The sequence below is a fragment of the Halorubrum sp. PV6 genome, from assembly GCF_003990725.2.
In the GTDB taxonomy this organism is placed as follows: Archaea; Halobacteriota; Halobacteria; order Halobacteriales; family Haloferacaceae; genus Halorubrum.
Genome location: NZ_CP030064.1, coordinates 486,222 through 501,574 on the forward strand (window position 1 = coordinate 486,222; position 15,353 = coordinate 501,574).

Consider the following 15,353-nt stretch of genomic DNA (forward strand, 5'->3'; position numbering starts at 1 on the left):
TAAGACCTGTCGACGGAGCCGCGCTCACGACCGCCGCAGGCGTCGGACGAGCGCGACTCCGGCGAGCGAGAGCGTCACCCCCGCGAGCAACCCCCCGAGTTCGACGAGGTCGATTGCGCTCGGCTCCTCGGTCTGGGCGTCGCCCGGCCCCGCACCCGGTTCGTTGCCCGCCCCCGCGCTCGGCTCGTCACCGCCGTCGACGCTGCTCGCTCTCCCCCGCGTGTTCTCGTCAGCTGTCGCTCCCGTGTCGGTCCCCGCGTCCGTGCCGTCAGACTCGCTCCCCTCACCGGTCGGGTCGCCGACGAGCAGCGTCCCGGCGTCGGCCCCCGCCACCGCGAGGTCGTACTCGCCGGCGTCCGGGAAAGTCCCGGCGAGCGCCACCGTCTTCGTCTCGTTCGGCGCGAGCGCGACCGTCCGGTTCGCGACCGGATCGCCGTTCGCCGTCAGCGTCACCCGCCGCTCGCCCGCCGCGCCCCCGCCGTTCCGCAGGGTCACCCGAACTGTCGCCTCCTCGCCGGGGTCGATCGCCTGCGGGTCGAGGTCCGTCGTCGCCACGTCGAACCGGGGCTCGTGCGCCGCGACCGCGAACGTCGAGGACGCGCTCGTCGTCGCGCGGAAGTGGACGCGGTCCTCGGGCAGATCCTGTATCCGGGCGACCTCCTCGTCCACGACCGAGACGGGCACCTCCACCCAGTCGCCGGCGGCGGTCCGGCGGTAGAGCGTCACGTCCGCGGGGTCCGTCCCGGTCGCGTCGAGGTGGCCGCGGTCCGCGCTGAACCGGACCGTCATCTCGTCGACCGCGTCCGGCGCGAAGTCGTGTTCGAGAGAGAGGTACCCGACCGGCCGGGGGTCGGTCGGCGCGGTCAGCCCGCTTGCGTCTCCGGTCGGGTCCGGGCTCCCGACCGCGGTCACGTCGACGTTGTCGGTTCGGACGCCCGCCAGATCGAACCCGTCGAAGGTGACGTTCCCGCCGGCGAGGTGCATCCCCCCGGCGTCGAACCGCACCGTGTCGCCGTACCCGACGCCCCACGCGTCGAACTCGCGGGCGGTCGCGTTCGGCGCCGTGACCGTGATCGTCGCCCCGTCGTCGCCCGTCGCCTGCGCGTTGCTGGTCGTCGCGGTCGGCACGTCATCGGCGCCTTCGGGGTCCGCGATCCGGGCCTCGATCGCGAACTCGTCGGCGCCCAACTGCGTCCCGGCCTCCGCGCCGCGCGTGTCGAATTCGAGCCCGACCGCGACCGTCTGGTTCGGCGCGAGCGTGACGTTGTTGGCCCTGCCCTCGACCGAGTCGCCGTCGGCGACGAAGGTGACCGACTCGTTCGGGTAGCCGATCCACACCTCCGCGTACCGGTCGCCCGTGTAGGTGATCTGGAAGATGCCGTCTATCCGCCCGGTCGATCCGACGTTGACGCCCTCGAACGAGGGGTCCTTGATGTTCGGGTTCGACGCCGAGATGTCGATCGCGATCTCGTCGTCGTCAGTTAAATAGGAGTAGTTCCCGTTCGGGCCGTCGGCCGGTTGGACCGCGAGGTCTTCATCGACGGCGTCGGCCGGGCCCTCGATGACCGCCGCGCCCGTGGTGAGGATCAGCGCACTCGCCGCTACGAGGAGGAGGGCGAGGGTTAGGGCGCGGCGATGTGGAAACATATATATGTTAGTTGTATTGTGCTCGGTATATACTAAATTTCGGAACAATCAAAAATAATATAATTTATATTAAATTTGAATAGATTAGATTAGATTGATTACGAGGTTAGAGGTTTGTGACTGTTGCGTAGAATGATATCTGGTCTGGGATCTGACCCACTCCATCATCAGAGGTGTCCCCTTTAGCGAGAACCGCAGGGTGGACCGAGATCGCCTCGCCAGGCGAAAGACGGGGGATATTCTCAGTAGGACTCGGGGTTCCAATTGAATCAAATTCACCATCATTATGCATTAGACCGTCCTCCGATCCGAACTCGGAACCGCCCTCTGAAAGCGCATTCTCTGACCAATAGAGGGCAAGAGCATCTTGGTTCCAGCCATTAATGTTTCCATCTGCATCAAGTTCATGGGCTTCAACAGAGATGTCGTTGGTTCCATTATTTCGGATCCAGAAAACGTTATAGAACCGAGTATTAGCATTCTCGTTTAGTTGGTCAATATCTAGTTCAAATTGATTTCCGTCGTACGTTGCGTAATCTGTTTTTTTAACCTCAAATCCGAGATAGGCATTAGCATCACCCGTAACACTGACAGTGACATCGCGATTAGCCCATGCTTGACTGAAGGCACCCGTACCCATCGCAGCTGCACTACCTGAAGCCAATGCGCCTAGTCCGGCGAGGAACTTACGTCGGTTTGCCATAGTTGTGTAACCTCGTTGTTGTCCGCACACGACCCGCGGGCCGCCGACGCGAGACATCCCGCGTCATCCGGGGTCGCTCTACGATATCCATGGGGCCTATCCCATATCGTTATGAATTTGCAGAAACACTTCCGGGCGGGGCTGAAAACCCGGTCGACCGATTCTGACCCCGCCTGAATCCCGACCTGATCGCTTCAGGCTTGGCCTGAGACTCGCTCGCGACGCGTTCAGGGCCGCCCTGAAGCGGCAATCGTTGCTGCTGAGATGCCTCCCTGTTTGATGCGAGCTGATAACATCGACGAGCAGGTCGTACTCTCTCCTCCCCCTCGAACCCCGATTTATGCGCTTTTAGCCGCTGCTGTGCCGTTTTGGGAACTCAAAAGCCTGTGTATTTGAACGGCGAGAAAGTTTAGATAGTTATCATAACCGCGGGGTTTATGTTGGCGTGTTCATATGTGTCTGACAGTAATGGCGTCGGTCCAGCAGGTCGAGGGGGGAGGGGCGGAACCGACACGGGAGGTGTCCGAAGACGAGCTGTTCGACGTGCTGGCGAATCAGCGTCGGCGGTTCGCGTTACACCTCCTGAAAAAGGAGGGCGACGAGACGATCGCGATCGGCGACATGGCCGAACAGATCGCGGCTTGGGAGAACGGGATCGACACGACGGAGATCACGGGCAGCGAACGCAAGCGCGTGTACACCGCGCTCCAGCAGTCACACCTACCGATGATGGACGACGCGGGCGTCGTCCGGTTCAACAAGGACCGCGGCGTCGTGGAGCCGACGCCCGCGCTGCAGGACATCGATTTATATATGGACGTAGTCGAGGGGAGAGAGATTCCTTGGAGCACCTACTACGTCGGGCTCTCGGCCGTCGCCGCCGCGCTCGCCGGCGCGGTGTGGCTCGACGCGTGGCCGTTCACGCTACTCCCGGAGTTCGCGTGGACGGTCGCCATCGTCGTGGCGTTCCTGTTCTCCGCGCTGGCGCACAAGTACTACACCGCGGAAATGAAGGTCGGCGAACCGGAAGAGCCGCCGGAATTGACGTAAGTGCAGGGTTTCAAGCGGTGCCTACGCGGGTTCCGGCGCCGCATAACCTTAGGGTCGGAACGCGTCGTGGCGACTGATCGACGAGATCGTATTTGAATATGAAACGACGACACGCGATCCTGCTGCTCGGCGGCGCGAGTTCCGGTGCGATGAGCGTCGACACCGGCGCGTTCAGCAGCGTCGAGGCCGAGCGCGGGGTGGAGGTGAGCGTGGAAGACGACGAGGACGCGTATCTGGGGCTGAAACAGGTGAACCGTTATCTTCCGACCAGCTCTACCACGCAAACGACCGATTCGGTAGACTACGGTCCAACCGATACCGTCCAAGTGAAAAACCAGTTCTCCGACCCGCTCGATCTGACAGTGGACGTGGAGTCTACTGGTGGCGTCGTCGATGACGAAGACATCAGCGTCGACGACGTACCCAAAGGCGGCAACAAACTGGGGGTCGGTGATGAGGCGTTCGTCGCCGTCACGTGTGATACGAACGGAGATGGACGACTGACGCTGTCGCTTGAGGGTACTGCCGGCGGTGCAGTTGTTGAGGCGACCCGGCAGTTCAGGGTGTCATGTCTCGACGTCAGGTTCAATGGAGATAACGGAAATGCCGTGGTCAAAGGCGAGTTTACTAACCTACCTGTGACGGTCGTATTCAAGAACGACACAGAGGTAGACCGCACCATCTCATCGAAATCGAACAATGGGAGTGGGACCACGGAATCGAATGGAGGGGCCGCAGATCCGGACGAGAGAGCCGTTCTTCACCCACGAAGTGGCGGAGAAGGAGGGAACGACGCGATCGAACGAGTCGTGATCGGTGGGACTGTTTTCGAGCGGTCATAGCCTACGACCAGTGGTTCCCATTTGATGAAGCATGCCGAGAGGCACAAATCGTCGAAACCTATGAATACATCGTACACATAGCATACACTATGCCTACCATCTCCACTCGAGTCCCGGACGACCTCGAAGCCGAACTCGAGGCGTACCTCGACGAGGAGCGCCTCGACCGGAGCACGGCGGTCCGAAAGCTCCTCTCCGAAGGGCTCGAAGCGTGGCGGACGGAGCGCGCGCTCGAACGCTTCGCCGACGGTGACGTTTCACTTATAAAAGGTGCCGAACTCGCGGACCTGTCGGTCTGGGAGTTCGCCGACCTCGTCGAGGAGGCCGACGACGCGTGGATCTCGGCCGACCATCTCGAAGCCGACCTCGACGAGCTGTGAGCTGGGTCTTCGACGCGACGCCGCTGATCTACCTCGCGAAGGTGGAGCGGCTCGATGTGGTCGAGCCGTTGGACGAGCCGCGGGTCGTCCCGGAGGCCGTCTACCGAGAAGTCGTGACGGCCGGCGTTGAACAGGGGTACGACGACGCGCGCCGGATCGAGCGCGCCGTGGAGGACGGCCTGATCGATGTCGTCGCGGTCGACACCGACGACTCGCCGGTCGCGACGCGACTCGCGCGGCATCCGGGACTGAGCGACGCCGACGCCGCGGTCTTGGCCTGCGCGGACGCCCGCGATGCGATCGCTGTGATGGACGAGTCCGCTGGACGCTCCGCCGCCGAGGTGGAAGATGTCGAGACGCGCGGGACCGCATACCTCATTCTCGCCGCCGTGAGAGACGGCGCGCTGTCGACGGCGGAGGGCCGTGACGCCATCGACGCGATGATCGATCGCGGCTGGTACGTCGCGCCGGACGTGTACACGAAAATCGTCGAGAAGTTGGAGTCGTTCGAGTAACGACTATCACAGTTCGTGAGAGAGACACCGATATGGCATCGTCGCTCCCGCTATCGGAGGAGGAAAAAGAACGAATGCGGCGCGGGCGAGTCAGTTCCGGGGTCGCGACCGAGGAAGCAGACATCGACCAGATACTCTACGGCTGAGTTCGGGCGTCGATCTACTCCTCGTTGGTAGTTTCCTCATTGGTCTCACCTTCCGCCCGCAACGTCTCGTCCGCGAACTCCTGAACTCGCGTACTTCCCTCACGCTCACGTCGACCGCCCGTGCGCTGTCGACTTGGCCGTTCACGACCGCGTTCTACTGTGGTCCCCAGGCCTCGGACGGCTGTTCTCTGATCGACTCACCGGGTCACCCGCTCGTAGCGGGGCGGTCGCTCGGGGTTGTCGTCGGCTCCGGTCGAGTCCTCCGCAGGCGTCCGTGAGTCGTTCATCAGGTTCAGTCGTCACCCGGATGGTACGCGCCCGAGCGATGCTCGATGTCGTAGATCACCATGACCCCTCGATTGCGATCCGCAGCGGCACCCAACCGATAGTCACCGATGCGGATCTTACCGTGCGGGACGCCTGAGAGCGGTTCGATATATTCGGGTGGATCCCGCCACTCGTCGGTCACGATGTCGTCGAGCTTCGAGACGAGACGCTGTTGTATCTGCGTGTCGAGCCCCTCGAACGCCCGCGCAGCGGGCGGCCGGAACTCCCACGTCCAGTCGTCACGCCTCGTCATCGATCATCTCGAGGACCTCGGCGCGAGAGATGGCCTCGCTCTCGCTCTTCCGCATCGAGTACTCCTCGGCCGCGATGCTCGCCAGCATACTGCGAGATGCGCCGGGGTGGTCCGTCGCGTCTCGGATCGCATGCCGAAGGAACTCGCTCCGCGACGTGTATCCCTCCTCCTTCCAGACTGCGTCGATTTCCGCCAGCTGGCGCTCGGTAACGCGGACGTTGATCGTCGTTGTTTCAGGGTCGTCGACGCCAGCGTCGTTTGTACCCGTCTCAGCCATACATCTGTGTTACGCCCGTGGTTATATAAATTCATACGCCAGCGGAGACCCGAAGTGTTCTTAACCCTGAGTCGTTCGACCGAAGCTCGAATCGGTCGCGGTAAAGGGTGGTCCATGTCGACTACGAATCGAGTTCGACCGCCCCCATTCAGATGCCCTTATGTGTCCCCCGAACCTACCAACGAGCATGGACGACCACTCACACGAGCCCGACCCGGACGAACGCGTGACCTCTCCAATGCAGGGATTCGGCAGCCGCGAGGTCGGCATCGGCGCGGCCGTCACCCTCGTCGGCCTGCTCGTCGCGTACGTCATCCCGTTCCTGTTCACGTTCTGAACCGTCGGTACCGATACCCTGACTTCACGAATAGCCGCTCAGCGAGCGGCGCCGCTGTCGGTCGAAACACTACGAACCCGAGCGGTAGTAGTACAGAGTCGGGACCAGTCAGTCGCTCTCGTCGCGTTCGTCCGACGCTCGGAGTTCCGCGTCCGCGAACGCTCGGATCCGCTTTCGCTCGGCGGCCGACACGCCGACGGCGCGCGCGCTGTCGACTTGGCCGTTCACCACCGCGTTCTGCTGTGGCCCCCACACCGCCGCCGGCGTGTCCCGGACGTACTCGGCCCAGCGGACTACCTGCTCGTAGCGCGGCGCCCGCGCCGCGTCGTCTGCGGCGGTCGGATCCGAGTTAGAGGGACTTGAGTCGTTCATACCGGTCTTCGACGTCGAGTCGTTCGACCCACGATTCGAGCCGGGCGCTAGAAAGGCTTTCTCCGAAGACGGTGTAGAGGTGTGCGGCGTCCTCGAGGTCCGTCCGCCCGCCGAGCGAGAGTTTGTACGCTATCTGGAGCTCCAACGGACCGATCGGCACCGTCTCGTCGCCGACGTGTGCGCCGATGGCGTTCCGGAGCGACGCCTCGTCGAACTCGTCGCTCGGAAATTTCACTTCGACGTGCGGAGCCATCTCACCGTCCGGTGCGACCCAGATGTTCGTCCCGTTAGCGAGGTTGTCGTACGTCTCCGAGAGCGGCATCCCCGGCCCCCAGTAGCCCGCCGCCTCGAGTTCGGTGACGAGGTCGTCGATCCGATCGGCCGAGCACCGCTCGATGAACACGTCGATGTCCTCCGTCGACCGCGATCGCCCGGCGAGGATCGCGACGTAGCCGGCCACGAAGACGTGGTCGATCTCGAGTCGAGAGAGGATCGCAGAGAACTCGGCCGCAAGCTCGTCGAGGCGGTTCGGCGCGCGGTCGACGACGAGCCCGCGATCGGTGAGTTCGATGCCGCCCATAGCGGACCGTCGCCACGAGACCGGATAAATCCCTCCCGTCAGCGCGGGTACCACGCGAGCGGGTGGTCGGCGGTGAGCTCCAGGCTCACAGGCTCGTCGAGGTCGAACTCCTCCACGTGGTTGTGGAGACAGTGGACCACGTCGCCGGAGTCGAGTTCGACCCGGTAGACGAACGAGGGGCCGACGTACTGCCGCGAGACGATGACGCCGTCGGCCAACTCGGGGCTCGCGGGCGTCGCCCGGAGGTCGTCGGGGCGCACCAAGACGTCGACGGGCGCGCCGTCGTAGACGGTGTCGTACCCCTCCAGCGTGACGGCGTCGAACCGACCGATGCCGGTCTCGACTTTCCCGTTGCGGAGCTCCCCTTCGAGGAACGACGCGCGCCCGAGGAAGGAGGCGACGAACTTCGATTCGGGGCGCTCGAAGACGGCCTCGGGGCGCCCGACCTGCTCGATCTGGCCGTCGTTCATCACGGCGACGCGGTCGGAGATGGAGAGCGCCTCCTCTTGGTCGTGGGTGACGCTCACGGCGGTGACGCCGGCCGCCTTCAGGATGCGCCGGACCTCCTCGCGCATCTCGACGCGGAGCCGCACGTCGAGGTTCGAGAACGGCTCGTCTAAGAGGAGCACGTCGGGCTCGGGCGCGAGCGACCGGGCGAGCGCGACGCGCTGTTTCTGCCCGCCGGAGAGCTGGTCCGGGGTCTTCTCGCCGTGTTCGGGGAGGCTCACGAGGTCGAGCAGTTCGTCGACGCGGGCCGAGACGGCCGCCTCGTCGGCGTCCGAGAGCCCGAACGCGATGTTCTCTCTGACGGTGAGATGCGGGAACAGCGCGAAGTTCTGGAAGACGATCCCCACGTCGCGCTGCTCGGGCGGGACGAACACGCCGTCACCGGAGACGGTCTCGTCGCCGAGGGTGATCTCGCCCTCGGTCGGCTCCTCTAACCCGGCGATGGTCCGGAGCGTCGTCGTCTTCCCGCAGCCCGAGGGGCCGAGGAACGTGAGCAGTTCTCCCGGCTTCACGTCGAGCGAGACGCCCTCGACGGCGGTCTCGGGACCGAACGCCTTGGTCACGTTCGAAAGCGACAGCACGGAGTCGGCCGACGTGCCGGTCGCGTCTACGTGCGGTCCGTCACCGTCTCGGGGCGACTCCGTCCGTTCGAGTGATTGCGTGTGAGCCATCGGTGTGTCGGGCGCCGAAGTGACCGGCGTCCCGTTGCTGCAATCTCTTATTTTAGGAAAACCTAAAAACATATCGCTCGATCCCTCGCGGCGAGAGGGCGCGGCCGCGCCGTGTCGGGTCGGGTCGGGTCCGTGAACGCTTGTCGTCGCCGGCCGTGACCCGCCTTAGGCGAGTTCGCGCTCGATGACGCCGCGACGCTCGCGGATCGCGTCGGCGTCTATCGCGACCGTCTCGTCGCCGACCGAAAGCGAGAGCGTCCCGTCGGCCGTCACCTCGCCGAGCGTGAACACCGGCAGTTCGCCGGCGCAGTCGGCGACCGCCTCGGGGTCGGTCGTCTGGACGACGAGCCGCCCCGGCGTCTCCTCGAAGGCCGCGATGCGGTCGGGGAGGCGCACGTCGGCGCCCGCCTCGTCGGTCACCAGTTCGGCGAGCGCGACCGCGAGGCCGCCGTCGCTCACGTCGTGGGTCGCGAGCGTCGACTCGTGCCGGGCGACCGCCGCGAGCGACGCGACGCGGTCGGCGAGTCGCTCGCCTTCCGCGTCCGGGAGCGTCGGGAACCGGTCCGTCCCGCCGGCGTGTTCGAGGTACTCGGAGCCGCCGAGCGCGCCCCTGTCGGCCCCGCCCTCGCCGACGACCAGCAGTTCGGAGTCGCCCGCGGCGTCGGCGTCGAGGGCGGCGCGAGGCGCGTCGTACCCCTTCCGAGTGCCGATCAGCGCGAGCGTCGGCGTCGGCGGAATCGGCCCCTCGACGCTGTCGTTGTACAGCGAGACGTTGCCGCCGACGACGGGGGTGTCGAGCGCGTCACAGGCGTCGGCGAGCCCGTCGACGATGCCCTTGAACCCGCCGTACACGTCGGGTTTCTCCGGGTTGCCGCCGTTGAGACAGTCGACCGCGGCCAGCGGGACCGCGCCCTTCGCGGCGAGGTTGGTCGCGTTTTCGAGCGCGACGGCGCGAGCGCCCTCGTAGGGGGCGCTCTCGGTCCATTTCGGGTTCGCGCCGGACGACAGCGCGAGGCCGACGCCCTGTGCGTCGGCGTCGAGCCCGGCGGCGTCGGAGTCCGCGGTCTCGCGGATCGCCATGATCGCGGCGTCGTCGCCGGGTTTCATCGCCGTCCGGACGCCGACCTCGTGGTCGTACTGCCGGTACACCCAGCGCTTGCTCGCGGTCGAGGGCGCGGCGACGACCGCCTCGACGGCCTCGTCGAGGGGCGGTTCGGGCTCCGGCAGGTCTCGCTCTGCCTGCGTGGGAGTCTCGCTCGGGAGGTCGTTCATCGGGGCGCCGTCGGCGAGGTACTCGGCGTCGACGTCGACGACGACTTCGCTTTCGGCGTCGCCGTCGCCCGCGAACTCGCAGACGTAGTTCCCGTCGGTCACGTCGCCGATGACGGAGCAGCCGAGGTCGAAGCGGTCGGCGAGCGCCTCGACGCGCGCCACGTCCTCGGGCGCGACCTCGTAGCACATCCGCTCTTGGCTCTCGGCTAAGAGGATCTCCATCGCGTTCATCTTCGGCTCCCGCTGGTGGACGCTATCGAGGTCGATGCGGGCGCCGAGCCCGCCCTTCGCGACGAGTTCGGAGGAGGCGCCGCCGAGCCCGGCCGCGCCGAGGTCGCGGGCCGACAGCACGAGGTTCTCGTCGACCAAGGCCTCGTTGCACTCGATCAGGCGCTTTTCGGCGTAGGGGTCGCCCACCTGCACCGCGGGCCGGTCTTCCGTCTCGGCGTCCTCGGCGAGGTCCTCGCTCGCGAACGACGCGCCGCCGAGCCCGTCCCGGCCGGTGCCGTTGCCGACGAGGAGGAGTTTGTTGCCCGGCTCCTGTGCGGTCGCGGTCACCAGCCGATCCTCGTTCGTGAGACCGACGCAGGCGACGTTGACGAGGGGGTTCCCCTCGTAGCCGTCGTGGAAGGCGACGCTGCCGCCGACGGTCGGCACGCCGATGCAGTTGCCGTAGTGCGAGATGCCCTCGACGACGCCCTCGAAGAGGTAGCGGGAACGCTCGCGGTCGAAGCCGCCGAAGTACAGCGAGTCGAGCAAGGCGATGGGGTACGCCCCCATCGACATGGTGTCGCGAACGATGCCGCCGACGCCGGTCGCCGCGCCGTCGAACGGGTCGACGAAGGAGGGGTGGTTGTGGCTCTCGACGCCGAAGGTGACGTACTGGTCGCCGTAGTCGTCGGCCGAGCGGTCGGCCGCGGGCACGTCGGCGGCGTCCGGTTCGGGGAGGGCGAGGACTGCCGCGTCGTCACCGGGGCCGACGACGACCTGGTCGCCCTCGCTTTTAAATGCCGACAGCAGGGGTCGCGAGGAGCGGTACGCGCAGTGTTCGCTCCAGAGGTTCTCGAACAGCGCGGCCTCGGCCGCCGTCGGCTCCCGGCCGAGCTCCCCGACGACGAGCTCGTGGTCCGGATCGGACAGACTCATTCACTTACGTGGTTATCGAGCCCGTTCTAATGCTTTTCTATGTGCATGTTCGTGTGGTTTCTCGGGGCCGGCCGCCGAGTCGGCGAGCCGGCGAGCCGCTCGGATCTCGACCTGTCGCCCGGCCGCGAGTTATCGGCGGGCCGCTGCGCGACGGCTTTTATGGAAGTTGCAAGGATAAAAACTCGCCCTTCAGGGCGGGGATACAGCCGACAACTCCTACACAACCCACCGTCGATGGCACTGCCGGATATTCCACGCTGTAGCCGTTATTTTTAACATACTAATACTCATAAGCATTTATGAACACAGTCCGATGTTGGAAACCACCCGAACATATCGAGCGAAAATCGTCAATCACCAACAGGTGAGTGACGACCTCGATGACTGCGGGCACTCAGCATCGAAACTGTGGAACGTCGCACGCTACCACATCCAAGAAGAATGGGACGACATCGGCGAGATTCCGTCCGAAGCCGACCTCAAGCGCGAATTAAAAGACCACGAACGATACAGTGACCTACATTCTCAGTCAAGTCAGCGAGTTCTAGAAGAGCTTGCTGAGTCGTTCAACGGCTGGTTCAAAAAACGCAAGAACAGCGACACAGACGCGAATCCACCGGGATACCGGAAGCGAGGCGACAATCACCCACGCTCCACCGTGACGTGGAAGCAAAACGGCATCAAGCACGACCCCAAGCACAACCAACTCCGTCTGAGCAAGGGTTTCAACCTGAAAAACCACCGCTCTGACTTCATCCTCGCAGAGTACGAAACACGCCCAGACGTGGCCGTAGAGAACATCCAACAGGTTCGAGCCGTGTGGAACGGCGATCGTTGGGAACTTCACCTCGTCTGTAAAGTCGAAATTCCCGTAGATGATGCTCCCGGCGACAACACCGCTGGAATCGACCTCGGCATCAAGAATTACCTCACCATCGCTTACGACAACGGTGACGCCGAGTTGTATCCGGGGAACGTGCTCAAGCAAGACAAGCACTACTTCACCCGCGACGAGTACGATACAGAGGGCGAGAACGGCCCGTCACATCGTGCGCTTCGCGCCCGGCAGAAACTCTCGCGTCGGAAAGACCACTTCCTACACTCGCTCGCCAAGCACATTGTAAAGCAGTGTATCGGCCACGAAGTCGGTCGTATTGCCATCGGTGACTTGAGCGAGATTCGTGAAGACGAGAACGGAGAGTCACGGAACTGGGGTCGAAGCGGGAACAAGAAACTCCACGGCTGGGAGTTTGACCGCTTCACGACGCTCTTGGAGTACAAAGCAGAGGAACACGGAATCCTTGTTGACCGAAAGAGCGAGCGAGATACGAGCAAGACGTGTTCGTGTTGTGGTCGGAAGCGTGACGCGAATCGAGTGGAGCGTGGCTTGTACGTCTGTGAGTCGTGCGGTGCGACGATGAACGCAGACGTGAATGGTGCGGTGAATATTCGCAGAAAGATAACTCAGAATCCCCCATCGGTGGATATGAGTAACGGTCGTTTGGCACGGCCAGCAGTTCGCTTGTTCAACCAAACCTCGGGGCGTTTCGCACCGAGCGAACAGGCGGGTTGTGAACCATAATATCCCAACGCTCGGGAATCCTCGCCCTTCAGGGCGGGGAGGATGTCAAAAAAGAGCGGGCAGCGCGCCGTAGATGACCGCCGCGCCGATGACGCCGACCGCGAGCGACTTCGCGTTCAGCCGCACGGCGCGTCGGCGGTCCGCCGCGAGCGCCTCCGCGTCCTGTACCTGATTGGTCCCGTCGCCGACGTCGAAGACCCCGATGCCGGCGAAGCCGACGCAGAACCGCTCGCGGTACTGGAAGTACCCCATCGCGGCGCCGTACAGCGGGAAAAGCGAGAGGAAAAGCGTCCAGCGGGGCAGTTCCGTCGCGACGATCGCGCCGACGGCGACGACGGCGAGCAGCAGCGACCCGACGCCGAGGAGGAGTCGCCGTCGCTGTTGAGCCGGTCCGATGTTACACACGCCCGGTTGATACTCCATGCGTTCGGGTGGGGCCGCGGCGACGAAAACACACCGGATCCGCACGCCCTCGCCGCCGCCCTGCGACGGGTCCTTTTAATACCGAACGGCCGGTAGTTCCGTCCAAGTAGTTCCATGACGGAAGGGCCACCTCGGGACGACGAGTTGCGGCGCTACGAGCGGATCCTCGACTCGCTCGACGACGCCGTCTACGCCGTGCGTCCCGACGGCACGATCGCGTACGTCAACGAGCGCTACGCGGAGATGAAAGGCGTGAGCCGTGAGTCGCTGCTCGGGACGGAGATCTACGACTGGGTCTCCGAAGACACCGCGGCGAAGGCCAGGGAGGCCCGCCGCGAGATGGCGTCGAGCGACCGCGACGTCGGCACCATCGAGTACCAGTTCCTCACGGCCGACGGGGAGCGGTTTCCGGTCGAGATGCGGTTCACCCGGCTGACCGGCGAGGCGGGCGAGGAACTGAACCGCGTCGGCGTCATCCGCGACATCAGCGGGCGCAAACAACGCGAGGAGACGCTTCGCCGCAAGAACGCCCGGCTCGAAAAGTTCGCGAGCATCGTCTCACACGACCTCCGGAACCCGCTCAACGTCGCGCAGGGCCAACTGGAGCTCGCCCGCGAGGAACACGACTCCGACCACCTCGACGCGGTCGCCCGCGCCCACGAGCGGATGGCGGGACTCATCGACGACCTGCTGACGCTCGCCCGCGACGGCGAGGGCGTCGAAGTGACCGAGACGGTCGCGCTCGACGAGTTCGCGACGGCGTGTTGGGAGGGCGTCGAGACCGGCGCGGCCGCGCTTCGGGTCGAGACCGACCGCACGATCCGCGCGGACCGGAGCCGGCTCCGGCAGATATTCGAGAACCTCCTGCGGAACAGCATCGAGCACGCGGGCGAGGACGTGACGGTGACGGTCGGCGATGTCGACGGCGGCTTCTTCCTCGCCGACGACGGGCCGGGAGTTCCCGAGAGCGACCGCACGAGGGTGTTCGAGGCGGGGTACTCGACGACCGCCGAGGGGACCGGCCTCGGCCTCGAAATCGTCGAGGCCATCGCGACCGCCCACGGGTGGGACGTGTGCGTCACCGACGCCACGGACGGCGGCGCCCGCTTCGAGTTCACCGGCGTCGACGTGCTCGACTGACGGCGCCCCGCGCCCCGCGACCCGGAACGCCGTTCCGCGGTGGCAACGCTGAAAAGGACGCCCCCCGACCGTTCGTCCGTGAAACGAATACAGCTCGGAAACACCGTCTTCGAGGGCGAAAACGACGTGTACTTACTCGACGGCGAGACGACCGCGCTGGTCGACACCGGCGTCGCGCTCCCGGCGGTGCGCGAGGAACTGGAGGCCGGCCTCGCCGAGCACGGGCTGGCGTTCGCCGACGTGGACGCCGTCGCGCTCACGCACTGGCACCCCGACCACTCGGGGCTCGCCGGCGAGATTCAGGCCGCGGGCGACGCCGAGGTGTACGTCCACGAGGCGGACGCGGGCTTAGTCGACGGCAGCGAGACCCCGCTTTTCACCGACCCAGACCTCCAGCGCGAGACCTTCGACCGGTGGGGGATGCCGGCGGCCGACCGTGAGCGGCTGATGGGCTTCTTCGAGTCGGTGAGCGCCGACCTCGGGGGACGCCCCGCGGACGTGACGACCTTCGGCGCCGGCGAGACGGTCGCGGTCGGCGGCGTCGCCCTCGAAGCGATGCACCTGCCGGGCCACACCGCCGGGCTCACGGGGTTCGTCGTCGACCCCCGCGAGGTCCCGGACCACGACCCGGTCGCCGGCGCCGACGCGACCGAAGAGATATTCTCCGGCGACGCCCTCCTGCCGCGGTACACCCCGAACGTCGGCGGCGCGGACGTCCGCGTCGACGGCCCGCTCGCGGCCTACGCCGAGAGCCTCGCGCGGATCGTCGAGCGCGACTTCGACGCCGCCCACCCCGGCCACCGCGAGCGCATCGACGAGCCGAGTCTCCGGGCCGCGACGATCCTCGACCACCACCGCCACCGCACCCGCCGCGTGATCGACGTGCTCGCCGATGCCGGCCCCGCGACCGCGTGGGACGTTTCGGCGGCGCTGTTCGGCGACCTCACCGAGATCCACACCCTCCACGGCCCCGGCGAGGCGTTCGCGCACCTCGATCACCTCGCCGACGCCGGCGTCGTCGAACGCGACGGAACCGCCTACCGCCTGATCGACGACGACCCCGACGTCGACGCGCTGTTCCCGACGACGCCGCTCGACGACGCCGTCGACGGCGCGAGCGCATAACCCCGAAGCGGCGACCGCCCCCGTTTCTCTCCCGCCCCGCCGAAAACTATTCCCGACG

At 65.5% G+C, this 15,353-nt stretch carries 17 protein-coding genes; 8 read left to right on the top strand and 9 right to left on the bottom strand.

Annotation, left to right across the window (positions count from 1 at the left end; translation table 11 throughout):
* Positions 1-24: 24 nt before the first annotated feature.
* Together DOS48_RS16130 and DOS48_RS16135 are read right to left on the bottom strand one after the other, a co-directional pair.
* On the bottom strand, positions 25-1,647 hold the full coding sequence (locus tag DOS48_RS16130) for a CARDB domain-containing protein (RefSeq protein WP_127116729.1): 1,623 nt from the start codon (positions 1,645-1,647) through the stop codon (positions 25-27).
* Positions 1,648-1,753: 106 nt separating this feature from the next.
* Positions 1,754-2,350, bottom strand: coding sequence for a hypothetical protein (locus tag DOS48_RS16135; RefSeq protein WP_127116730.1), 597 nt, complete (start codon positions 2,348-2,350; stop codon positions 1,754-1,756).
* Between the two features lie 468 nt (positions 2,351-2,818).
* Here DOS48_RS16135 and DOS48_RS16140 point away from each other — a divergent pair, with 468 nt between their 5' ends.
* The 4 genes from DOS48_RS16140 (at position 2,819) to DOS48_RS16155 (ending at position 5,137) form a co-directional block, all read left to right on the top strand.
* Positions 2,819-3,400, top strand: a complete 582-nt coding sequence (locus DOS48_RS16140; RefSeq protein ID WP_127118820.1) for a hypothetical protein — start codon at positions 2,819-2,821, stop codon at positions 3,398-3,400.
* Between the two features lie 149 nt (positions 3,401-3,549).
* Positions 3,550-4,242, top strand: a complete 693-nt coding sequence (locus tag DOS48_RS16145; protein ID WP_168654226.1) for a hypothetical protein — start codon at positions 3,550-3,552, stop codon at positions 4,240-4,242.
* An 89-nt stretch (positions 4,243-4,331) separates the two neighbouring features.
* Entirely contained in the window at positions 4,332-4,622 is a 291-nt protein-coding gene (locus DOS48_RS16150) for a hypothetical protein (protein ID WP_127116732.1), read from the top strand.
* Entirely contained in the window at positions 4,619-5,137 is a 519-nt protein-coding gene (locus DOS48_RS16155; RefSeq protein WP_127116733.1) for a DUF3368 domain-containing protein, read from the top strand. The genes DOS48_RS16150 and DOS48_RS16155 overlap by 4 nt, the downstream gene beginning before the upstream one ends.
* Positions 5,138-5,575: 438 nt before the next feature.
* On the opposite strand, the gene DOS48_RS16160 is transcribed toward DOS48_RS16155, so the two are convergent.
* Entirely contained in the window at positions 5,576-5,863 is a 288-nt protein-coding gene (locus DOS48_RS16160) for a type II toxin-antitoxin system RelE/ParE family toxin (protein WP_127116734.1), read from the bottom strand.
* Positions 5,850-6,140, bottom strand: a complete 291-nt coding sequence (locus DOS48_RS16165) for a ribbon-helix-helix domain-containing protein (protein WP_127116735.1) — start codon at positions 6,138-6,140, stop codon at positions 5,850-5,852. Before DOS48_RS16165 ends, DOS48_RS16160 begins: the two co-directional genes overlap by 14 nt.
* A gap of 187 nt (positions 6,141-6,327) precedes the next feature.
* Between DOS48_RS16165 and DOS48_RS16170 the strand changes: the two genes are divergently transcribed.
* The gene (locus DOS48_RS16170) at positions 6,328-6,477 is read left to right on the top strand and encodes a hypothetical protein (protein WP_168654241.1); all 150 of its coding nucleotides are present in this window, start codon (positions 6,328-6,330) and stop codon (positions 6,475-6,477) included.
* 108 nt (positions 6,478-6,585) lie between these two features.
* On the opposite strand, the gene DOS48_RS16175 is transcribed toward DOS48_RS16170, so the two are convergent.
* The 4 genes from DOS48_RS16175 to purL form a co-directional block, all read right to left on the bottom strand.
* A complete protein-coding gene (locus tag DOS48_RS16175) occupies positions 6,586-6,849 on the bottom strand; it encodes a hypothetical protein (RefSeq protein WP_127116736.1) in 264 nt (87 codons plus the stop codon).
* Positions 6,827-7,429, bottom strand: a complete 603-nt coding sequence (locus DOS48_RS16180; RefSeq protein WP_127116737.1) for a hypothetical protein — start codon at positions 7,427-7,429, stop codon at positions 6,827-6,829. Before DOS48_RS16180 ends, DOS48_RS16175 begins: the two co-directional genes overlap by 23 nt.
* Positions 7,430-7,467: 38 nt before the next feature.
* Positions 7,468-8,607 (bottom strand): ABC transporter ATP-binding protein, encoded by a 1,140-nt coding sequence (locus DOS48_RS16185; protein WP_127116738.1) that lies wholly within the window; start codon positions 8,605-8,607, stop codon positions 7,468-7,470.
* Between the two features lie 165 nt (positions 8,608-8,772).
* Positions 8,773-11,025: a phosphoribosylformylglycinamidine synthase subunit PurL gene (gene purL, locus DOS48_RS16190; protein WP_127116739.1), complete on the bottom strand. Its 2,253-nt coding sequence runs from the start codon at positions 11,023-11,025 to the stop codon at positions 8,773-8,775.
* A 313-nt stretch (positions 11,026-11,338) separates the two neighbouring features.
* Here purL and DOS48_RS16195 point away from each other — a divergent pair, with 313 nt between their 5' ends.
* Complete coding sequence (locus DOS48_RS16195) at positions 11,339-12,607, top strand: RNA-guided endonuclease TnpB family protein (protein ID WP_127116740.1); 1,269 nt, start codon at positions 11,339-11,341, stop codon at positions 12,605-12,607.
* Between the two features lie 45 nt (positions 12,608-12,652).
* On the opposite strand, the gene DOS48_RS16200 is transcribed toward DOS48_RS16195, so the two are convergent.
* Positions 12,653-13,030: a hypothetical protein gene (locus DOS48_RS16200; protein ID WP_127116741.1), complete on the bottom strand. Its 378-nt coding sequence runs from the start codon at positions 13,028-13,030 to the stop codon at positions 12,653-12,655.
* Between the two features lie 114 nt (positions 13,031-13,144).
* On the opposite strand from DOS48_RS16200, the gene DOS48_RS16205 reads away from it, so the two are divergent.
* Together DOS48_RS16205 and DOS48_RS16210 are read left to right on the top strand one after the other, a co-directional pair.
* Positions 13,145-14,170, top strand: a complete 1,026-nt coding sequence (locus DOS48_RS16205) for a PAS domain-containing sensor histidine kinase (protein ID WP_127116742.1) — start codon at positions 13,145-13,147, stop codon at positions 14,168-14,170.
* Positions 14,171-14,248: 78 nt separating this feature from the next.
* Positions 14,249-15,295 (top strand): MBL fold metallo-hydrolase, encoded by a 1,047-nt coding sequence (locus DOS48_RS16210; RefSeq protein ID WP_127116743.1) that lies wholly within the window; start codon positions 14,249-14,251, stop codon positions 15,293-15,295.
* Positions 15,296-15,353: the final 58 nt, after the last annotated feature.